At 71.7% G+C, this 21,761-nt stretch carries 15 protein-coding genes; 4 read left to right on the top strand and 11 right to left on the bottom strand.

Annotated features, from left to right (window positions below):
• Nucleotides 1-9 precede the first annotated feature (9 nt).
• From O7597_RS25515 to O7597_RS25470, 10 genes are all read right to left on the bottom strand, one after another.
• Entirely contained in the window at nt 10-1,335 is a 1,326-nt protein-coding gene (locus O7597_RS25515) for a cellulose binding domain-containing protein (protein ID WP_281580960.1), read from the bottom strand.
• Between the two features lie 317 nt (nt 1,336-1,652).
• Nucleotides 1,653-2,876, bottom strand: coding sequence for a low temperature requirement protein A (locus O7597_RS25510; RefSeq protein ID WP_281580959.1), 1,224 nt, complete (start codon nt 2,874-2,876; stop codon nt 1,653-1,655).
• 31 nt (nt 2,877-2,907) lie between these two features.
• Complete coding sequence (locus O7597_RS25505) at nt 2,908-3,456, bottom strand: NUDIX domain-containing protein (protein ID WP_269741225.1); 549 nt, start codon at nt 3,454-3,456, stop codon at nt 2,908-2,910.
• Nucleotides 3,457-3,496: 40 nt separating this feature from the next.
• Complete coding sequence (locus O7597_RS25500) at nt 3,497-4,030, bottom strand: AAA family ATPase (protein WP_281580958.1); 534 nt, start codon at nt 4,028-4,030, stop codon at nt 3,497-3,499.
• An 80-nt stretch (nt 4,031-4,110) separates the two neighbouring features.
• Complete coding sequence (locus tag O7597_RS25495) at nt 4,111-4,992, bottom strand: hypothetical protein (RefSeq protein WP_281580957.1); 882 nt, start codon at nt 4,990-4,992, stop codon at nt 4,111-4,113.
• A gap of 129 nt (nt 4,993-5,121) precedes the next feature.
• The gene (locus O7597_RS25490; RefSeq protein ID WP_281580956.1) at nt 5,122-7,089 is read right to left on the bottom strand and encodes a copper resistance protein CopC; all 1,968 of its coding nucleotides are present in this window, start codon (nt 7,087-7,089) and stop codon (nt 5,122-5,124) included.
• Between the two features lie 119 nt (nt 7,090-7,208).
• Nucleotides 7,209-8,231: a hypothetical protein gene (locus tag O7597_RS25485; RefSeq protein WP_281580955.1), complete on the bottom strand. Its 1,023-nt coding sequence runs from the start codon at nt 8,229-8,231 to the stop codon at nt 7,209-7,211.
• A gap of 87 nt (nt 8,232-8,318) precedes the next feature.
• Nucleotides 8,319-8,951 (bottom strand): hypothetical protein, encoded by a 633-nt coding sequence (locus O7597_RS25480; protein ID WP_281580954.1) that lies wholly within the window; start codon nt 8,949-8,951, stop codon nt 8,319-8,321.
• Between the two features lie 36 nt (nt 8,952-8,987).
• A complete protein-coding gene (locus O7597_RS25475) occupies nt 8,988-11,399 on the bottom strand; it encodes a family 43 glycosylhydrolase (protein ID WP_281580953.1) in 2,412 nt (803 codons plus the stop codon).
• Nucleotides 11,400-11,474: 75 nt separating this feature from the next.
• Entirely contained in the window at nt 11,475-13,835 is a 2,361-nt protein-coding gene (locus tag O7597_RS25470; RefSeq protein ID WP_281580952.1) for a glycoside hydrolase 43 family protein, read from the bottom strand.
• Nucleotides 13,836-14,190: 355 nt separating this feature from the next.
• Here O7597_RS25470 and O7597_RS25465 point away from each other — a divergent pair, with 355 nt between their 5' ends.
• The 4 genes from O7597_RS25465 to O7597_RS25450 all read left to right on the top strand — a co-directional run bounded on the left by O7597_RS25465 (nt 14,191) and on the right by O7597_RS25450 (nt 17,368).
• Nucleotides 14,191-14,613 carry a TOBE domain-containing protein gene (locus O7597_RS25465; protein ID WP_281580951.1) on the top strand — a complete coding sequence of 141 codons (423 nt, stop codon included), beginning with the start codon at nt 14,191-14,193 and terminating at the stop codon, nt 14,611-14,613.
• Entirely contained in the window at nt 14,610-15,380 is a 771-nt protein-coding gene (modA, locus tag O7597_RS25460; protein ID WP_281580950.1) for a molybdate ABC transporter substrate-binding protein, read from the top strand. Before O7597_RS25465 ends, modA begins: the two co-directional genes overlap by 4 nt.
• 3 nt (nt 15,381-15,383) lie before the next feature.
• Nucleotides 15,384-16,229 carry an ABC transporter permease gene (locus tag O7597_RS25455; RefSeq protein WP_281580949.1) on the top strand — a complete coding sequence of 282 codons (846 nt, stop codon included), beginning with the start codon at nt 15,384-15,386 and terminating at the stop codon, nt 16,227-16,229.
• Between the two features lie 65 nt (nt 16,230-16,294).
• Complete coding sequence (locus O7597_RS25450; protein WP_281583323.1) at nt 16,295-17,368, top strand: ABC transporter ATP-binding protein; 1,074 nt, start codon at nt 16,295-16,297, stop codon at nt 17,366-17,368.
• A 44-nt stretch (nt 17,369-17,412) separates the two neighbouring features.
• On the opposite strand, the gene O7597_RS25445 is transcribed toward O7597_RS25450, so the two are convergent.
• Entirely contained in the window at nt 17,413-21,621 is a 4,209-nt protein-coding gene (locus O7597_RS25445; protein ID WP_281580948.1) for a HEAT repeat domain-containing protein, read from the bottom strand.
• Nucleotides 21,622-21,761 lie beyond the last annotated feature (140 nt).

The following is a 21,761-nucleotide window of genomic DNA, read 5'->3' as shown; positions in this document are numbered from 1 at the left end:
CCGTACCGGTCAGCCCACGGTGCAGGCCGCGCCGTTGAGGGTGAACGAACCCGGTTCGGCGGTGTTGCCGGTGTGGGTGGCCTGGAAGCCGATGCTGACCGACGCGTTCGGGGCGATGGTGCCGTTGTACGACACGTTGCGGGCGGTCACCTGCCCGGAGGTCGGTGAGTAGCTGGCGTTCCAGCCGCCGGTGATGGTCTGCCCGCCGGGCAGCGTGAAGACCAGCGACCAGCCGTTGACGGTGACGCTGCCGGTGTTGGTGATGGTGATCTGCTCGGTCAGCCCGGTGTTCCAGGCGTTGACGTCCGCGGTGACCCGGCACGCCCCGCCACCCGGCGGCGGCGTGGTCGGGCTCGGGGGCGGGGTGGTCGGGCCCGGCGGCGGGGTGGTCGGGCTCGGCGGCGGGGTGGTGCCGCCGAACTGGGTGAAGAAGCGCCAGGTCTCGCCCGGCAGCCAGGTACGGGAGCCGCTGTCGCCGGGTGCGCCGTCCTGCGGGGCGGCGATGTGTCCCTCGTCGAAGGCCGCCCAGACCACCGGGTAGCCGGACGCGCAGCCGGAGTACGTGGTGCTGCGGTGGGTGAGGCTGCCCTGCGACGGTTCCGGCGGGCTCTGCGCGGTGCAGCCGTTGTTGCGGACGAACCGGTCCCGCAGCGACCGCCCGTTGGAGATGTTGAGCACGCTGTCGCGGATGCCGTGCGCCCCGAAGTAGGCGACCGGCTGGGTGCCGCCACTGCATCCGCTCAGCTGCGCACCGCCGTAGACGGCGACGGCGCGGAAGATGTTCGGCCGGGCGCAGGCGAGGGCGTAGCTCATGGCGCCGCCGTAGCTGAATCCGAGCGCGAAGCGCTGGGTGGTCTCGACGCAGAGGTCGCCCTCGATCTGCCGGAGCATGTCGTCGACGAAGGTGACGTCCTCGCCGCCGGAGTTGGCCCAGCCGCTGTTGAGGCCCTGCGGCGCGACGAAGATGGTGCTGTTGTTCGACAGGGGCAACAGGCCGTAGTAGGCCCAGGTGTCGCGCTGCACGGTCTGGCCGGTGGCGACGTCGGTCGCCGAGCCGTTGAGCCAGTGGAACCCGAACACCAGTCGGTACGGGTGGTTGTTGTTGTAGTTGTCCGGCACCCGCAGGATGTAGCTGCGGTTCTTGCCGCTGCTCTGGATGGTGTGCGTACCGCTGCGCAGGGTGGGTGCCTTGCCGCAACCGGCGGTCGCGGCAAGAATGCCCGACTGCGCGGCCGGGACACTGCCGGGGTTCGCGCTCAGCGCCGTGCCGGCAGCCGCCAGCACCATCAGCGCCGCGAGCGCGACCGGCCCGAAGATCGATCTACGCCTGGACATCGTGACTCCATTCCGCGCCCGGTGTGGACGCGCGGTGGTGCGGCGCATCGCGGTGGTGGCTGCCGGGAACGGCCGGCGTACCGCGGGACGCGCCAGGGTACGGTGCTGCGCCGGACCGGGTGGTCAGGTCGGGTGGGCGCACCCGGGCGGCGGTCGTGCGACGTGTGCCAGGCTCCCGCGCGTACCGTCAGCCGCCCGGACCGGGCGGGGGACGTCGGAGCGTGCCCTTCGCTCCTGCCTCCGCAACGTAGTAGGTGAGCGATAACATCGCAAGATGTAAATGTATCTACTGCACCGGAGCGAGTTGCGCCTGCCCCTCAGCGCGGCCCGGTGCCGCGTCCTGAGCCGGTCACGGGACGACGGGAGGCACGGCCGGCACCGTAGGCGCGTTCGTAGCCGACGAGTATGACGAGCAAGGCGGCGAGCAGGCCGAGAGCGGCCAGGCCGGGCAGGTACCGACCGACCGGCAGCAGCGCCAGGGCCACCGCGGGCGCGAGCAGTTGCGCCGGAGACACGGATCGGACGCTGAGCCCACGGAACAGCACCTCGCCCGCGAGATACAGCGCCACCCCGCCGAACATCGCGACGGCCGAGGTCCAGGGCAGGCGCGACCCGGCCGCAGCCCATGGCTCGTGATGCGCCAGCGGAGCAATCACCTCGTGCACCCCGAGGGCCAGGTAGATCGTCCCGGCGATCAGCGCGAAGTGGCCGCCGCTGTAGGCGTTGGCCGCGAGCCGGTCGCGTCGCGGCCCGCGCTCGGTCATCAGCACCTCGCCCGCCGCCTCCGAGTTCAGCATGTAGAGCCGAAACAGGCAGACCGTGACGACGAGGGTGAACAGCGTGGCCAGCACGGTCGGCCCGTTGATCATCTCGGATCCGATGCCGGCACCGACCGAGATCAACGTCTCGCCGAGCGCGATGATCACCACGAGGGCGTGCCGTTCGGTGAAGTGTTCCGAACTACGCAACGGCCACCCGCTCAGCATGGAGGCGATCAGTCCGCCGGCGAAGTCGACCGCGACCGCCGCCGCCCAGAGCAGCAACTGTGCGTCACCGCCGACGACGGCACCGAGGACGAGCGGGATCCAGGACAGCGCGGTGGTCGCGGTGTAGATGCGCAACGTGCGGTGCAGCCGCCGGTCGCCCTCGGCCGCCCGGCGGTAGAGCGCCAGGTGGACCGCCCGCACCACGAGGTACGACAGCACCAGGATCAGGCGCGAGCCCAGGCTCGGTTCCCAGACGTTCGGGACGACCACGGCGATGAGAAAGATGGGGCCCATGACAGCGGTGGTGCCAGCCCGGATCAGCCCGATGTCGGCACGGGCCTGGTTGCCCAGCCAGGCGTAGATCAGCCAGGAGATCCACAGCAGCAGCAGGACGACCAGTCCCTGGATCAGGGTCAGTGGCGAGGCGTCACCCGCCATGTAGGCGGTGATCCGGGTCAGGGCGAAGACGAACACCAGATCGAAGAAGATCTCGTACCGCGTCGTCCGATGCGTCTCCGTGGTCGTCTCGACGCGCCCTCGGAGGAACAGCCCCATGGGTCCATCTTCATGGTCGCGGCGGTCGCGCTCACGACGATCGGCCAAGCTCGGCCCAGGGTGGCACCTGCCGCAGGTAGCGATCGAGGGTGACCCGCCCGTCGGGGACGAACGGCCAGGCCGGGTCGGCGAGCCGGGCGACCAGCTCGGCCAGGTCGAGCCACCACCCGTCGGCGACCTCGCTGGGCTGATGCACCACCGGGCCGCAACGGCTCCGCTCGTAGCGGGCCTCGAAGACGTACGCGAGGTAGTTGGTACGCGCGTCGGCGTACCAGTAACGCAGGCAGGGCCGGATCTCGCAGTTCGTGACGCCCAGTTCCTCGGTGAGTTCCCGGGCCGCCGCCTCGGCCGGATCCTCGCCGGCCAGCACCACGCCTCCGGCGAAGGCGTCGTGCATGCCCGGATAGACGTCCTTCGTGTCAGTACGGCGGTGGACGTAGACGCGGTCCCGTTCATCGCGCAGCAGCACCGCCGTCGCGGCGTGCGGCAGGTTCGCGGCCCGTACGGCGCTGCGTGGCGCGGTGCCGGTGACGGTCCCCGAGGTGTCACCTTCGAGATAGAGCGCCACGAGTTCGTCCATCCGCCCACCGTAGCGTCGACCTGCTCCGCCATCCGGCCCCTCACCGGGGTGGTAGGCCGGCCAGCCATTGTTCGAGCGCCTCCGGAGAGTCGAGCAGCAGCACCGGCGGCCCGCTCGGGTCGGCGTGCCAGGCCCGCAGTCGACGCCGTTCCCGACCGAACTCGGTGAGATGCCATATCAGCACCGAGTCGGTGGACAGCACGCTGCCCAGCGACTCGCGGTTGCCGTTGCAGATCTCCTCCCCCGTCGACAGCCGGCGCAGCGTGCGCCGCAGCAACCAGCGGAAGGACACCCCGCGCGGGTAGTCCAGGCCGACGACCAGGTCCGCGCGGGCCAACGGCACGTCCCGCCAACCGTGGTACGCCCCGTCGAGGATCCAGCGGTCCCGTCGGCAGATCGTCTCGATCCGGCTGCGTTGCCGCGCCACCGGCACCTCGACCCAGTTGGGTTCCCAGAGCAGGTCGTCGACCGGGTACCAGGGCAGCCCGAGCCGCTGCGACAGGCGCTGCGCGAGGGTGGACTTGCCGGAGCCGTGGACCCCGTAGACCAGGACGCGGGACAGCCTCTTGCTCATCGCGCGGCAGCCTAACCGGCCGGTGCCAGCGACCCGCCGGAGGCGGCCGGGCGGCCGGTGACCGACCGCCCGGACCAGGATCAGCGGTTGCTGGTCAGGTCGCCGCAGTCGGTCTCGTCGGGCAGCAGCGGTCGCAGGGCCACCGTCCACCGCTTGCCGTCTGAGACCCACGGGGTGGCCGCGTTCGCCGCCGCCGCGGCGGTGAGCACCTGCTTCGCCTCGCCACCGGTCGCCGTGACACAACCCAGACCCAGGCCCTCGCCGAGTTCGGCGCCCGGCAGCGCCGGCCCGGGCCAGGCCACTTCGGGCTGCTCGCCGGCGTCGGCGTTGGCGACCCAGGGCTCGGCCACGGCGGCGACGGCGGTCGGCGCGTACGGCTGCGTGTCCGTCTGCGCGTCGCCGAGCGGACCGGACTCGACGCTCAGCGAGTCGGCGAACTCCCGCAGCGTCTCCCGCTTCGCCCGCTGCTCGGCGGTGAGCCCGGTCTGCGCCCCGCCCGACTCGGCCAGGGCGTACACCTCCAGTTCCTCGACCCCGTTGTCACCGAGCACGGTGAACCGGGTCGTGGGGGCGTCGGCGACCGGCGGGGTGCCGAGGTCCGAAGGGCCGCCCACCCCGGCGGCCCGGGCCGCCTTGAGCAGTTCCTCCACCTCGGTGGCGCTGATCGTGCCCACCTGGAGGTTGGGCAGCGCCGGGCCCGGATAGATCAACGGCACCGGCCCCTGGGTGATCACGCGGCCGTCACCGTAGACGCTCACCGTGGGCACGCGGGTGGCCAGCATGGCCGGCGTGACGAACCCCCCGGTGTGCTCCATCCGGAACACCACCGTGTCGGCGGAGTAGGACCGCTCGGGTGAGTCCGCCTCTCCCGACCCGGTGCCACCGGCCTGCTGGCCGCAGGCCGCGGAGGTCAGCAACAGCAGGGGGACGACCGCCAGTCGCCCGCTTCGACGAATGCTCATGCCGATCGGACGTCGGCGGGCACCGGCCGGTTCCGTGCGACCGGCACCGGCGCGGTCCGCCGCAGCCCCCGGCGTGCCGCCCTGGCGCTGCTGATCCGGCGCCGGCGGATGTCCGGGTGGACGGGGACGTCAGGCCAGATTGATCGTGAACGCCGCGGTGTGCACCTTCCCGTCCACCTGGAAGTCGAAGAACGCCCGGTAACGGCCGGTGCTCGGCGCGGTCAGCCAGAACTTCACCGTACCGTCGACCAGCTCCGGCTCCGGGTGGACGTGCAGGAACCCCAGGTCGCCCTCGCGGACGACGACCAGATGCCCGTACGCGCCGAGGTAACGCTCCAACTGAACCGGCCCGGCCGCCCCGTCACGGTCGACGCGAAGGGTCAGCGGGACGGTCATCCCGATGGTGGGCGTGCCGGCCATGGACACCACGTACGGCCCGGTGGTCGTCCGCGGCTGCGGCGGAGGCAGTCCGGCGGGGTCATAACCGCCCGGCACCTCGTGGTCGACGCCGAGCACCAGCGGCAACCCCTTGCCGTCGGCGGTGGTGACGGTGAAGTCCGCGTAGATGCGATAACCGCCGGGTCGGGTGAGTTCCAGCGGCACGCTCCAGGTGCCGTCCGCCGCCATCGTCGGGTGCAGATGCTGGTATCCACCGAGGTCACGGCCGACCACGATCATGTGCAGCGGCTTGTCGTGCACCACCGCGAAGCGGGTCACCGGCTGCCCGTCGACCCCCACCACCCGGAACCGGTAGTCGGTGGTCGCGCCGGCCGGCTGGGAGCGCAGCACCGGCTTGAGGGTGTACCCGGCCGCGCTCACGGTCGTACCGGTGGCCTGGTCCTGGCCGTCACCCGGATGCGTGTGCGGGCCGATACCCGCCGGGTGCTGATGGCCGTCACCTGCCGTCACCGCCTGCGCCGCGTCCCGGCTGCCACCAACCGCTGCCGCGCCCGGCGGTTGCGCCACGGAGGTGGGTTCGTCGGAGGTGTCGATCCGGCCGAGCGCGAAACCGGCCAACAGCGTCAGCACGAGTCCACCGACAAGCAACGCGAGCCGGGTGTCGCCCCGGTGCCACCAGCCGGTCGGCCCGGAGCCGTCCGCTGGCGTCCCGGGCGCGGCGAGTGCGGCGGCTTCCGCGGGTTCGGCGGGTGCCACCGGGGTGGTGGCCACCGCCCGCTGGGCCGGGGCCGCCGCCGATACCGTGGCAGCCTTCCGGCCTCGCCGGGCGGCCGGGCCTGCCGCGGTGCCGCGGCGACCCGTGGCGGCTGCCGTGGTACGGCCTCCCTTGCTGCGGGTGGTGGGTTTGGCGCGAGGTCGGGTGGCACCGGACCGGCGTGCCGCCGTGCGACTCCGGTCGACGCGAGCCGGACGGTGCTGCCAGGCGAAGAAGCCGGCGACCGCGACCACGGCCGCCACCAGTGCGGCCCAGCCCAGCGCGCCGATGCCGCCCGAGTCGTCGGAGGCGGGTGGCGCGGCGGCGACCGACGGGACCGGCGCCGTCGGGGCGACAGGGGTGGCATCGCCGGACCCCGCCTGCGATCCGGTGTCCCCGTGCTGCTCGGCGGCGGCGAGCAGCGACGGATCCGGCTGGCCGGTGGGCGGTTGCCAGTTCGGCGGCGCGGCCGTCGGCTTACCGGTGTACCGGAAGGTGACCGTACCGCGCACCGGGTCACCGTCGGAGGCCACCGACAGGTAGCTCACCGAGTACTGACCGGCGGCGGGCAGGTGTGCGAGGGTCACCACCGCAGGAAATCCGGTGGTGTACTCGCGCGGCTCGAACACGCCGTCGACCAGGAAGTACTCCCGCACCGGGCGGTCGAGTTCCCGGGGTTCGCCATGCGTCCAGCCGTTGTCCACCCGGCCACCGCCCGGCGCGGTGACGGTGAAGTACGCGTCCTCGCGGACCCGCTCGGTGAAGTAGAGCTGCACGGCCGTCAGGGCCTCGTCGACGGTGGCGCCCTCGGCCGGTGTGGACGTCGCGAGGGTGCCGTGTGCCGAGGCTGGTGTGGCCGGCCCGAGGAGGACGACGCCGGCGGCGAGGACCAGTGCGAGCAGACCGGCGGCGACGCGGCCCCGAGCCCGAGGGAGATGACGCATCGAAACATCCTCGCAATGACGCCGCTTTCCGCAATAGGTCGTCATCTTTTTGTTCATATTGGAAAAGTTCTGGCCGTACTGACCGATTGCCGGGTCACCGTCCACGTGTCGTTTCCGGCTCAGTCGCCGGCGAGCACGGACTCGCGGCCCTCGGCACGGGCCTGATCGAGCATCCGGGTGAGCTGCCGGCGACGCCGTCGGGCGACGGTCCGCCAGCCCAGCAGCAGGATGCCGACAAGTATCCCGAGGACCAGTTGTGGCCACGGCACCGTCCACCCGGTGACCGTGATGCCGGTCGGCCGGACCTGGGCGCCGGTCGGGTCACCGGAGACGACCGCCGGGGTCACCTCGACGGTGGTGGAGTAACGGCCCAGCCCCCAGACCCCGCCGACATGAGCCTCGACCTGTCTGCTGTCGCCCGGTAGCAGCTCCGGCACCTCGGTGGATCCGTTCCGGCCGGTCAGGCCGAACAGCTCGCTGACCCGCACGGTGCCGGCACCGGTCACCGCGACGTTGCCGCTGTTTCGCGCGGTGAACGTCAGGTGGACACCGCCGGAGGCGAACGGATTCCACGACCGCTCGTGCCCGACGGCCAGGTCCTCGACGGTGACCGCGGCGGTGACCGTGCCGCTGGCCCGCAGCATCACCCGGAACCCGACCCGGCTCTGCACCGCCACCGTGCCCCCGGCGCTGGTCACCGTGGCCGCGACGCCGGCCGGATGATCTCCCGGCGTCGCGTCCGGCGGCACGGTGATGGTGAACGGCACCACGGTCGTCTGTTTCGCTTCGACGGTGACCGTCTCGGGCAGCGTGATCCAGGTGCCACCGTCCACCGACTCCTGGCCGGCGGTCAGCATGTTGAACCGCCCCTTGTCGGTCAGGTAACCGTCGGCGGCCTGCAACGCGAACACCACCGGCGCGTCGCCGAAGTTCCGCACCGCCAGGTGCTCCGTCAGCACCGTACCCGGATCCAGCGTGTGCTCGATCCACCGACGGCCGTCCGGTCCCCGCGCGTCCGCCGGCTGCACCGCCCAGGTCACCGTCGCACCGGTCGGCTCCGCCGACGCGGCGACCGGTGCGGGCAGCACGACGGCCGACATCGCGGCCAGCACCGCTGCCCACCGCGGCAGGAATCGGGTCATCACAGTCCTTCGTGGTCGGGAAGGGAACGACCCCGGGGGCCGCCGGGCGGCGACCCCCGGGAGGTGCGGTGGCCCGGCCACCGAACCTCACTCGAACAGCGACAACGTCACCGTCGAGGTGTAGGAACCGGCCGCCACGTCGGCCGGGGTGCGCAGGAAGAGGTCCGCGTCGACCGAGTACGCGTCCCCGGCCACCGTGCCCGAGTCGAACGTCGAGACCAGCAGTTCCTGGTCGACCAGACCCACGTTGTTTCCCGGCTGCGTCGGCTCGTCCAGCACGGTGACGACCTCCTCGCCGGCGCTGACCAGGCCGGTGTCACCGCCGTCGAGCAACCGTGGCCGCCAGCCCAGATGCTCGGCACCGATCGGCGCCTGGCCGGCGCTGCCGACGAAGTCGGTCGCGTTGCCCAGCACCGCCCACGCCGCGCCCTCGGGCAGCTCGTCGGCCGTACGCGTGTCGGTGACGGTGACCGTCGGCAGCCCGCCCACGAACTGGCGTACCAGCAGCGTCGACCCGTTCTCGGTCAACGCCACCGAGTCACCGGCGATCGACATCGCCAGCACTCCCGGCTCCTGGATCTCCTCGATGTCGACGGTGACCTCCACCTCGCCGCTGTCACCCGGCTCGGCCCGCGCCGGCGACGGCAGCGCCGCCGACCCGGCCAGGAGGACGCCCGCAGCCCCCGCCGCGACCAACCGCTTGCGATTCCGTGTGCTCATCCGGTGCTCCGTTGTCGTTGGTGAATGGACGGCAGGTCAGTCGCCGCAGTCCGCGGCGGGGTATTCGGCGGTGCGTACGGTCGTGCCCTCGACACCCTCGGCGGTGACCCGAACGGTGGCCACTCCGGCGGAGACGGCCGGGGTGCGCGTCTTGAACTGCTGGTACGCGTTGGCGCCGGGTGCCACGCCGGTCACCGACCGCTGCCCGTACGCCGTCTCGAGCACCACGTCCACCGGCGCCTCGTGGTCGTTGCGCGCCCGCACCGCTACATACGCCTCACCACCCACGCACCGTGCCTGGGCGCTGACCGTCACCGGCACCTCGGACCCGGCTCCGGTCTCGAAGTCCCAGGTGTCCAGTTCGAACAGGTCGGCGCCCTGCGGCCCGGCGTAGGTGAAGTACACGTCGTGCACCCCCGCGACGCCGTCGAGTTCGGCGGTCAGCTCGGTCCACTCGCCGAGGGGCGCGTCGACCGGGATGGTCGCGACCACCGGTGCGGTGACCCCGTCCAGGCGGATCTGGATCGAACCGCCGTTGGCCAGCGGCCGCACCTTCGCGGTCACACTGCGGGCGCCGTCACCGAAGTCCACCGACGACAACGCCGTCCAGTCGCCGTTGTCGATGTCGCGCACCACCAGGTTCGGTGCCGCGTCGCCGAACTGGGCGGACCCGCCGGCGACCTTGGTGGTCGCGATGCCCTTGCTCCAGCCGAAGGTCTCGGCCTCGAGCACCCGGTACGGGTCGAGATCGCGGACCTGGTCGACACCGGCGTAGGTGCCGACCACCTGCTGGATGGTGCCGTCCGGGTTGAAGGTCAGCTCCTGGATGTGTGGGCTGCGGTACCCCTGGGTGGTGGTGCCGTTGATCCGCTTGTTCAAGGTCGGGGCGTGGTACGTGAAGTAGTACCTGCCCTCGAATTCGAAGACCGACTGGTGGTTGTTGCCGCCGGTGCCGGCACCGAAGAACTGCGACTGGTTCGGGAAGAGCACGCCCGCGTAGGTCTCCTTCGGCCAGTCCATCGGGTCGTCGGAGATCAGGTAGCCGATCTGACCGCCGCCGGGGTAGCCGGGCAACGGGGTCTGGTTGCCACCGAAGTCGTTGCCGCCGAAGTGCGACGAGTACGACAGGTAGTACCGGCCGTCACGCTCGAACACCTGGGCCGCCTCGAAGGCCACCGGGGCGTCCACCACCGCCGCCGTACCCTCGGTCGACACCATGTCGTCACCGAGCCTGATCACCCGCAGGTTCTTCGGATTGTTGAAGCGTTCGGCCGGCGGCATGCTCGTCGACGCGGGACCACCACCGAAGTACAGGTACGGCTCCCCGTCGACGTCGACGAACGGCGCCGGATCGAACTTCCAGGCCACGTCCTCGGCGCCGGGGGTACGGCCGTCGATCAGCGTGCTGGTGCGCTCGCTGCGCCACGGGCCGAGCGGCGAGTCACCGGTGATCACGTTGCTCGAACTGCCGTTGTTGGCGTAGTAGAGGAAGAACTTCTCCTCGCCGTCGACCACCTTCCGGGCCATGCCGGGGGCCCAGGAGTTGGCGGTGAACGGCGCCACGCCGTTCGGGCCCGCGACCTGGATCTCGCCGTGGTCGGTCCAGTTCACCAGGTCCGCCGAGGAGATCACCGTGATCTGGTTGATGTCGCCGTAGTTGATGCCCGGCGAGACACCGGTGACCGGGTCGGGCGCGTAGCCCTGGGTGTCGTTGGTCAGGTACAGGTACACCCGGCCGTCGTGCACGAAGCCGAAGCCGTCGGCGCCGAACTTGTGCCCGATCAACGGGTTGTGCTCGCCCGGCAGCTTGCCGACGACTTCGATCGTCTTCGACGGCGCGGGCGGCGGCGCGGCGCCGACCACCGACACGCCGTCCAGCTTGAAGTCCATCAGGTGCACCTCGGGGTCCGCGGATGGCGTGCTCGTCCACGGCGTCTCGAAGAACAGCCGCGCCGTCGACACGTTCTGCCCGGCCGGGATGGTGAAGGTGCCGTTGAACTGTGCCCACTGCCCCTTCGTGGCGACGACGCTGACCAGGTTGGTGTAGGTCGCCGCGCCGTAGTGCATCGTGGCGAAGAACTGCTTCGTCGCCGGTCCGTTCGGGTTCTCGTACTTGATCCGGGCCGTCAGGGCGTAGGTCTGCCCGGCCTGCACCCGGCCGCTGAGGTCCTGCATCGGGCCGGATCCGGTGGTCGCCCGGTTGGTGACGAGCACGGCGCTCGACCCGGTGTGCGCGTCCGCCGTCAGCGACAGCGTGGCGCTGTCGGTCGCGTTGCCGTTGTTGACGAACCAGCCGGTGAGACCGTCCTCGAAACCGCCGTTGACCACGAGATCGGTGTCCTCCGCCTGGGCCGGCGACGCGGCGACGAGCCCGGTGGCCAGCATGAGCCCGACCGTGACGACAGCGGCGGCCCTGCGCAGGGCGGCCCTTCGCACGCGATGTGTCACTGACATCCTCCTTGATCACTGCGGTGGATCCGGGGGTTCGGGTGCGACCGGCCCGTGCGGTCCAGCCGTGGCGGGTCAGCAGTCGGCGGCCGGGTGGTTGGTGGTACGCACGGTGGTCACCGTCCGGCCGTCGACCGTGCCGGTGACCCGGACGGTCACGGTGCCGGCGGGTAACGCCGAGTCGCGGGCGTTGAACTGCTGGTACGCGTGGGCACCCGGGGCGACATCCGGCACCGACCGGGTGCCGTACGCGGTCTCCAGCACGATGTCGACCGGCGCGTCATGGTCGTTGCGGGCCTGCACGGCCAGGTGCGCGCGGCCCGCGACACAGCGCGCCCGTACCTCGACGGTCACCGGCAGTTCGGCTCGCAGTACGCCGAGCCGGGCGAGCTGGTAGCTCAGCGCCCGCTCGGGTGCGTCGATCTGGTTCTGGGTGCCGAACCCGCCGTCCCGCGCCGCCTGGGCCTCGGCCAGCCGGGCGAGCATCGTCGCCCAGGCGTCGGCCGGATGGTCGGCCTCGTCCAGCGCGGCGGCGTACGCCATGGCGGCGTCCAGCCGGCTGGTGTCCAGCGGCCGTCCCTGGGCCGTCAGGGTGTCGCTGAGCAGGAAGTGGTCGAAGTCGACGTGCCCGCCGGTCTGCTCGGTCGCGTAGTTGAACAGGCCGACCCGGTGCCCCATGAAGTGGGCGAGGCTGCCGTCCAGCGTCTGCGGGCCGACCCGGCTGCCCAGTTGGGACCACTGGCGACCGTCGAGGCTGTAGTGGAAGGTGGTCCAGAGTTGGCCGGTGGGCGAGGCGAAGTCGAGGTCCGCCTTCAGGTGCACCTCGGTCGCCTCGCCCAGCGGCACGGTGCTGCCCGGCAGGAAGTTCTCCAGCGTCGTCTGGTCCAGGTCGACGGCGAACGGTTGGCCCCGGTTCACCACGCCGAGGGTGTTGACGCCGCCGGTCCGCCTGACCGCGACGTACGAGAATCCTCGGTTGTAGGCGGCCAGGCCGGCGACGTCGCCGTCTGCCATCCCGGAGATGTCCATCCTGGTCTCCACCGACTGCCGTGGCCCGAACGTCCGCTGCGACAGGGTGTTGCGGGCCTCCTCGAACCAGGCGAGTTCGGCGCGGTTGGCGAGCTTGGTGTAGACGTAGTCGCCGGTCACCACCTTGCCGGCGGTCAGTCGCAGCCAGCCGGCGCGATCGGTGAGCGACCAGTACCGGTTGTCCGGAGCGTGGTTCCACTGCCACGCGAGGTCCAGTCGCGACCCGTTCGGCGCGATCTCCGCCGCGTCGCCCGGCGGTGCGGTCCACTGTTCGTCGAGGTAGGGCCGGTGTGGCGCGTCGTTGGCGAAGTCGTCGGAGACCACGATGCTCTGCTGCCGGGCGAACAACTCCTCGGCAGGGCTGAGCCGGATCGGTTTGGCGAAGGTGCCGTCGACCGCCACCACCCCGTTGTCGCCGAAGGTCGGCCAGCCGTCGGACCAGGTTGCCGGGATGAGCGCCGGGATGCGGCCGATCGGGAACGTGTCCCGGAAGAACATGCCGTACCAGTCCGTCGTCCCACCGTCACGGGTGATGGGAACCAGGCTGCCCTGCGCGAATCCGTTGGAGTTGAGCACGCCGCGCGCCTCGTAGGTGTTCACCCCGCCGGCGGCGGTGTAGCGGCCGAGCAGTTCCCGGGAGCGGAACATGACCACCTGCCGCCCCTGACCCGAGGGCCAGGTGATGATGACCGCGTAGTACCAGCCGTCGATGTGGTGGAACTGGGCCCCCTCGAACAGCCCGCCGATGAACGGCTGGCCGGCGTAGTCGGCCGCGGTGAAGATGTTGGGGTAGTCCGCGGTGATCGCGGTCAGGTCGGCGTTGAGCCGTACGGCACTGGTGCCGCCGGAGCCGTGGAAGATGTACGGCGTGCCGTCGACGTCGAAGAAGAGCGAGGGGTCGTGCAGGCCGCGACCCAGCGCCGTGCGCTGCCACGCGCCGTTGTCGATGTCGTCGGTGCGGTAGAGGTACGCGCCGCCGAGGTTGTTCGTGTTGAACACGACGTAGAAGACGCCGTCGTGGTAGCGCAGCGACGAGGCCCACTGGCCCTGCCCGTACGAGTTCTGCCCGTTGCGCAACGAGAACGCGTCGCCGACACTCGCCCGGTTGAACACGTAGTTGACGATCTGCCAGTTCACGAGGTCGTACGACTTCATGATCGGCGCGCCCGGGCTGAGGTGCATCGTCGTGCTGATCATGTAGTAGACGTCGCGGCCCTCGTCGCTCTCGGCGGCCGGCACCCGTGCCACGCTGATGTCCGGCACGTCGGCGCGCAGCAACGGCACCCGGTACGTGCCGTCCCCCCGGTCGGTCGAGGTGTAGGACGACGGCGGCGACCACTCGTCGGCGGCCTGGGCCGCGCCGCCCGGGGAGATGGTGGCGGCGCAGAGGAGCACGCCGGCCGTCACGAGCGGGATCCGTCGTGGTGGGCGTGAGGCCGGAGGGCCGGCAGACACCTGCATGGCGGGGCTCCAGACGCGAGCGTTACGGGAGCCTCCATGCTGTTAGCGTTAACATAGATCGTCAATACCCTGACCGAGATCGATCCGAAATATTCGTGAAACAGCGGCCGGCTGCCGGCGACCCCGATGCGGCGCCGCGGCGTCCAGACGGGACGGGCCCCGGACACACGAGATGGGAGCGACCGGCTGGGCGATCCGCGGTCAGGGGCGGCAGCTGCGGCGTCACCCACCGTCTTCCAGCCGCAGATGCGAGACTATCTCCGCTGTTGACCTCGCAACTGCATGCCGTAAGGTGCCTCGCGTGACGATGTTTCGCATGGGCGAGGCGGCCGAGCTGCTGGGGGTCAGCGCGGACACCGTGCGGCGCTGGGTGGACGCCGGCCGCCTCACCGCCGGGCGCGACGAGCAGGGACATCGGGTGATCGACGGCGTCGAGCTGGCCGCCTTCGTCCGGACGCAGGCCGGCGACCCGGACGAGCGCGCCGACGCGTCCTCGGCCCGCAACCGGCTCCGGGGCATCGTCACCGCCGTGGTCAAGGACGCCGTGATGGCCCAGGTGGACATCCAGGCCGGTCCGTTCCGGGTGGTGTCGCTGATGAGCCGCGAGGCCGTCGACGACCTGGGACTGGCGGTCGGGTCGGTGGCCATCGCGGTGATCAAATCGACCACGGTCGTCGTGGAGCGACCCCCTAGCAACGCGGACAGCAGGAGAAACGGCTCATGACGACCCGGCGCCTGGCCCTGTTCGCCGCCATGACGACGCTCGCGCTGGCCGGCTGCGGCGGCGAGAGCGACCCACGACCGCAGGGTGGTGCCGTGACCGGCGACGTCACGGTGCTGGCCGCCGCCTCGCTCACCGAGTCGTTCACCCGGATCGGCGAGGACTTCGAGGCGGCGAATCCCGGGGTCCGGGTCGTCTTCAGCTTCGCCGGCAGTTCCGCCCTCGCCAACCAGATCGACCAGGGCGCGCCGGCGGACGTGTTCGCCTCCGCTTCGCCCGCGAACATGACGACCGTCGTCGACGCCGGCAACGGCGACGGCAACCCGCGTGTCTTCGTCCGCAACCAGCTCGTGATCGCGGTGCCCGACGGCAACCCGGACGGGGTGAGCGGCCTGACCGACCTGACCCGACCGGACGTCAAGGTCGCGCTCTGCGCCGAACAGGTCCCCTGTGGCGCGGCGGCGCGCCGGGCGCTCGACACGGCCGGGCTGCGGCTCACCCCGGTGACGCTGGAGCAGGACGTCAAGGCGGCCCTGTCCAAGGTACGGCTGGGCGAGGTCGACGCGGCACTGGTGTACCGCACCGACGCGCGGGCCGCCGACGACGTGGACGGCATCGACTTCCCCGAATCGGGCGGGGCGATCAACGACTATCCGATCGTCGTGCTGAGGAACGCCCCGAACAAGCCGGCCGCCCGGGCGTTCGTCGACCATGTGCTCTCCGGCCCGGGCCAGGCGGTCCTCACCGCGGCCGGATTCCAGGCCCCGTAGCCGATGTCCCGGCACGACGACATCACGGCCGTGCCCGCCCGGTCCGGGTCGCCCCCGCGGTCCCGGCGCACCGGTCGGGTGCCCCTCGCGCTGCTGCTGCCCGCCGTGCTCGGTCTGCTCTTCCTGGTCATGCCCCTGGCCGGCCTGCTGATCCGGACGCCGTGGAGCACCCTCCCGCAGCGGCTCACCGAGCCGGGGGTGTTCGGCGCGCTGCGGCTGTCGGTCCAGGCCGCCACCCTCGCCACGCTGCTCTGCCTCGTGCTCGGGGTGCCCCTGGCCTGGCTGCTCGCCCGCGTCGACTTCCCGGGCCGCCGCCTCGTGCGGGCCCTGGTCACGGTGCCGCTGGTGCTGCCGCCGGTGGTCGGCGGCGTGGCGCTGCTGCTCGTCTTCGGCCGACGCGGCATCCTCGGCGGCTGGCTCGACAGCACTTTCGGGGTGACCCTGCCGTTCACCACCGCCGGTGTGGTGCTCGCCGAGGCTTTCGTCGCGATGCCGTTCCTCGTGATCGCCGTCGAGGGCGCGCTGCGCGGCGCGGACGTGCGGTACGAGGAGGCGGCGGCGACCCTCGGTGCCGGCCGGTGGACCACCTTCACGCACGTGACGCTCCCGCTGGTCGCGCCGGGCATCGCCGCCGGAACGGTACTGTGCTGGGCCCGGGCGCTCGGCGAGTTCGGCGCCACCATCACCTTCGCCGGCAACTTCCCCGGCCGGACCCAGACCATGCCGCTGGCGGTGTACCTCGCCCTCGAAACCGACCTGGAGGCGGCGATCGTGCTCAGTCTCGTCCTGCTCACCGTCTCGGTGGTGATCCTGGCCAGCCTCCGCGACCGCTGGCTCGGCAGCTCGTGACTGCCGATCCGAACTCCCCCGATGTCGATCCGATCCCGCCGGGCGATCCACCACCCGGCCGTGCGGTGCTCGACGCCCACCTCGTCGTGGACCGTGGCACCTTCCGACTCGACCTGCCGCTGACCATCCGCCCCGGCGAGGTCGTCGCGCTGCTCGGGCCGAACGGCGCCGGCAAGACGACCGCGCTGCGGGCCCTCGCCGGTTTGCTTCCGCTCACCGACGGGCACCTCAACCTCACTGGTCGCCATCTCGATCATCCCGGCCGGCGGATCTGGATCCCGACCGAGCGGCGCCCGATCGGCGTCGTCTTCCAGGACTACCTGCTCTTTCCGCACCTGACCGCACTGGACAACGTGGCGTTCGGGCCACGTCGACAGGGCCTCGACCGGCAGCGGGCCCGACAGCGGGCAGCGGACTGGCTGGCCCGGGTCGGGCTCGCCGAACACGCCCGGCGCAAGCCCCGGCAGCTCTCCGGCGGGCAGGCCCAACGGGTGGCCCTGGCTCGCGCCCTCGCCGTGGCACCGGCGCTGCTCCTGCTCGACGAGCCACTCGCCGCCCTCGACGCTCGCACCCGGCTCGACACCCGCGCCCAGTTGCAACACCACCTCGCCGGCCACCCCGGTGCCACGCTGCTGGTCACGCACGACCCCGTCGACGCCGTCGTCCTCGCCGACCGGCTGGTCATCATCGAAGACGGGCAGGTGGTGCAGGAGGGCGACGTCACCACCGTCACCGCCCAGCCGCGCACCGACTACGTCGCTCGTCTGGTCGGTCTCAACCTCTACCGAGGGCACGCGGACGGGCACCTCGTCCTGATCACCGACGGGTTCCCGCTCGTCACCAACGACCGGCAGGACGGTGACGTCTTCGTCGCCTTCGCACCGTCGGCCGTGGCGCTGCATCCGCAGCGCCCCGAGGGCAGCCCCCGCAACACCTGGCCGGCCATGGTCGTCGGCGTGCAACGCCACGGCGACAACCTGCGGGTGCAGCTCGACGGCCGGGTCACCGTGGCCGCCGACATCACCCCGGCCGCCGCCGCCCACCTTCGACTGGCGCCCGGGCAGACGCTCTGGGTAGCCGTCAAGGCGGCCGAGACCCGGGTCTATCCGGCCGCCGCGGCGACCACCGGCACCGGATGAGACCTACCGGCCGCACCGTTGACCACCGCCGTCGCGGCGGTGCGTCACGGGAAGTCGTCCGGGCTGGTGTTGGGTAGCGTCGCCAGCAGTTGACCGGCGAGGCCCCGTACCGTGGGGTCGGGCTGGCCGGCCAGCCGGACGAGCAACGGCCGGGTGCGGGTGTCCTCGCCGTAGTGCCGGGCCAGCGCGAGCAGCGCGGTGCGGCGGATCTCCCAGTCCTCGTCGTCGACCAGCCGCATCAGCAGCTCCCGCACCCCCGTCCGGTCCGCCAGGTTGGCCGCGAGCTGCGCCGCGGCGCGGCGGCGCACCTCCAGCGCCGGATCGTCGCGCACCAGCCCCACCAGCAGCAGCCGGACCTCCGGGTCGTTGCCGAAGTGCTCGCCGAGCGCGGCCGCGATCCGGGCCCGGATCGCCGGATCCCGGTCGGCCAGCCGGCGCATCAACCGCAACGTCACCGCCATGGCGGTCTCACCGCGCGCGATCAGGCAGCACACCGCCGCGTCGAAGGCCGCCGGGTCGGTGTCGGACTCGAGGCACTCCAGCAGCACGTCGGTCACCACGCCCGGATCGCCGTACGCGCTGAGCGTCTCCACGGCGGCGAGTCGGATGCCGGCGTAACTGTCCCGCCGAGCCCGCCGCGACAGCGTCTCCACCAGCCCGTCGGTGCCGCCGTCGCGGGCCAGCGCCTGCGCGGCGGCGCGCAGCACGTTCGGATCGGGATCCCGCCGGACCTGCTCGGCGAGGCACTCCACCACCGTCGGGTCGAGCGGCTCACCGAGGCGGGCCAGGCTGCGGGTGACGCGGAGTCGGACGATCGGATCGCGTTCCTCGGCGGCGCGACCGATCAGCAGGTCCCGCGTGGCGGGCCCGAGCAGCGGTCGGCCGGTGAGCAAATCGACGGCGGCGAGTCGGACACCGGCGGTGGGATCCTGACGGGCCCGTTCCAGCAGCAGCTCGCCGGTGCGGTGATCCGGGTACGCCTCGGCCAACGCCCGGACCGCGGCCAGCCGTACCGTCGCGTCGTCGTCCGTGCGCGCCGCCCGCGCGGCCACCGCCCACCCGCTGTCGGCCACCCGGTAGCGGTCCGTCAACGCCACCACCGCCGCCGCCCGCACCGAGGCGTCCTCGTCCTGCTCGATCCGGTCCACCAGCCGGTCCCGGCACCGCCCGTCCGGGTCGTTGACCAGCACCAGCCGCTGTACGGCGACCGCGCGGACCCGCGCGGAGGCGTCCGAGCCGGCCAGTTTGAGCAGCAGCTCGGTGCCCTCCGTGCCGCCCCGCCCCGGCAGCAGCTCGCACACCAGGCAGCGCCGCACCCCCTCGTGCGGATCACCGGTGATCCGGGACAGGGCCCGCCCGCGGGCCGTCTCGCTCTGCTCGGCGACGGTCAGCAGGCAGCGCAACGCGGACTGCACCACGCCGGGATCACTGTCGGTGGCCAGCAGTCGGTGCAGCGTCTCGGTGACGTCGGGCAGGTGGAGGCAGCGTGCGGCGAGCACCGCCACGGCGGCCCGCCGCACGCCGGTGTCCCGGTCCTCGGTCGCCCGGGTCAGCAGCAGCCGCCGAACGTCGTCGGTCAGCTCGGCCCGTCCGCCGAGGGACTGCACGGCGATGGCCCGCACCGCCGCGTCGGGAGAGCCGGCGAGGTCACGCAGCGCCGCGAGCAGATCGCCACCCGCGCCGAAGTTGGCGACCAGGGCGCGTACGGCCGCCTGGCGCACCGCGGTCGAGCCTTTCGCCTGGGCCTGTGCGAGCAGCAGCTCCTGGCAGTGCCGGCGACTGCGGGTGGTGCTGTCCAACCTCCCGGCGGCCTCGGCCAGCCCGGCGACCAGCGCGATGCGCGCCTGCCGCTGGCGGGCCTGCCCGAGTTCCCGGACCAGCACCTCCTCCAGTTGCTCGTCGGCCGTGGACAGCACCGCCGCCGACCGGGTCGCGAAGGTCGAACCGGAGAGCCAGCTGGTACGCACCCCGCGGCGGCGATACCAGTGCAGGAAGACGGCCCGGCCGGGCCACTGTGGTCCGAGCGCCCGGATCGACGGGAGCAGTTCCTGCTCGGTCACCTCGACGACGTTCGGGTCGTCGGCGGAGATGCCGTGTTCGACCAGGAGGACGACCTGGCGTAGCACCGCCTCGCCGGCACCGGCCAGCCCGGCCGGCTGCGGCGCCTCCGCCACGCACTGCGCGGCCAGCACCAGGTTCCATGGTGGACCGGCCAGGTTCAGCGGCGGCCACGGCCGGTTGACCTGGGTGGCCAGCAGGGTCACCAGATCGTCGGCGACCTCGGCGGGCAGCGCCCCGGCGACCAGCCGCAGCACCTCCCGCCAGGACGGATCTGCCCAGTTCTCGCGGAACAGCGCACGCAACTGGTCGATCCCCCAGGTGTCCGGGTCGTGATCGAACCTGTCCACGATCTCCTCGGCGCAGAAGTATTCCAGAAACGTGCGATGCACGAACCCGAAAAGGCGCAGTCCGTACCGTTCCAGGATGAAACTGCGCTGGCGCAATTTGTCGATCATCGAGTACGCCATGGCGTGCGCGCGCTCGTTCTCGAAACCGTAGAACTCCACCAGGTGGTCGCGGAAGATCCGCGAAAGTTCGTCCGCCTCGATGTAGTTCCCGGCCGGTCCCGACTCCCGGCACTGCATCCAGAAGGCGAGGTGGCGCAGCAGCCGCAGCTTCGCCTGCGGATCCAACGGCGGTACGTCGCCGTGGCTTTCCCGCAGTTGCTTGGTCACATCCCATTCCGAGATCAGCACGTCCGTGACGTGCGCGTAGAGCCGGCGACGGTTGCGGGGCAGGGGACGATCCCGACCGACGATCGCCATCAGCATCAGCAGCAACGGATTGCCGGCGATCTCGTGCATCGCCCGGGACCGCCGCACCACGTCGAGGATCTGCCGCCGCTGGCGGTCCGCCTCGACCGACGGGGTCGGCATCACGTACCGGTACCAGTTGCCGAGGAACCGGGCGATGCGCTCGTCGTCGAGATCCTCCAGGGTGAAGTGGTCGAACCCGGCGTTGGCGAAGGTGTGCCGCAGGTACCCGGCCGCCCGCGAGGTGACCACCGTGCGCACCCCGGGGTACTCGTTGGCGAAGGTGGCGATCTGCGCGGCCATCTCCTCCCGTTGCGCCGGATCGAACACCTCGTCCAGCCCGTCGAAGAGGAACAGCGCCTGACCACCCTGCCGCAGGTACGCCTCCAGCACGTCGCGGTCGATGCCGGCCAACCCCTGCTGGTGCCGGTGTCCGACGTAGTCCAACAGGCCGTCGCACCGGCCGTCACCACGATGCGCCGCGTACGACCGCAGCTCGACCAGGACGGGAAGGTAGCGGTCCAGCGCCGCCAGCCGGGGTTCCTCGCAGACCCCGGCCAGCGCGAGGGCGAGGTAACGCGCCGCCGCCGACTTGCCGGAGCCGGGATCGCCGAGCAGCACGATGGCCCGCCGGGCCGGATCGCAGACCACGTCGAACAGCGGCGACGCCTCCTTGGCCGCGTACTCCTCCCAGAGCCGCTCCACGTCCCTGGGATCCACCACGCCGGGCAGCGCGCCGGGGTCACCGTCCGGGCCGGCACCCGCCCAACGCCACCAGGCCAAGGGCATCTCCGGCCGGGCGTCCTCGTGCACCCGCGGCTCGACGAACACGTTCGACAGGCCGACGGTGAGGTAGCCGATGGTGGGTCGGGGTGAGACCGCGTCCAGCGGCACCGCCTGGTACCGCAGCCGAAGCTGTTTGTGGTACTGGCTGCGGACCGCCTCCGGCAGATGGGTGTCGGGGTCGCCGGGCTCACGCGCCGGTGACCGGCCGCTGCGCATGTCGGCCAGCGCCACGGTGACCTTCGCCGACAGGTCGTCCACGCTGGAGAAGAAGGCGCACAGGTGGCGTTCCTTCAATTCGTTGCGCAACGCCACGATCTGCTGCCGATTGCGATCGATCATGTCAGGCGGCCAAGGCATGTCCTCGGCGAGCAGAAAGATCAGGCACGGTTTGCCGGCCGCGAGTGCCTCCCGGTATTCGAGCTCGGTGATCGAGGACTCCTGGCCCGGTGGGCGGTATCCGTAGCGCCAGGCGAAGAGTCCGACGTAGAGATCACATCGGCGGACATCGGTCAGACAGCGCTCCAGCGGCGGGCGCACGTCGGCCCCGTACGCCTCCATTGCGACGTCTTCGATCTCCAGACGACGCGCCACCGCGTGCACGGCCGCGCGGTATTCCAACAGGTCCTTCTGGGTGGCCGAAATGTAGACCTTCATCGACGGCAAACTCCAGGGGTGGCTGGCGACCGCATTCTTAAAATATCAGTCGTCGTCACATCCATCGGACCCGTGCGGCCCGCCGCCCGGGCACATATCGGCTTTCCCGCCACGGATGGGCCTATGATGGCCGCGGGACG

This window comes from Verrucosispora sp. WMMC514 (genome assembly GCF_027497295.1).
Classification (GTDB): Bacteria; Actinomycetota; Actinomycetes; order Mycobacteriales; family Micromonosporaceae; genus Micromonospora; species Micromonospora palythoicola.
The sequence above is the reverse complement of the archived record's forward strand: the minus strand, read 5'-3'. Positions and strand labels throughout refer to the sequence as shown.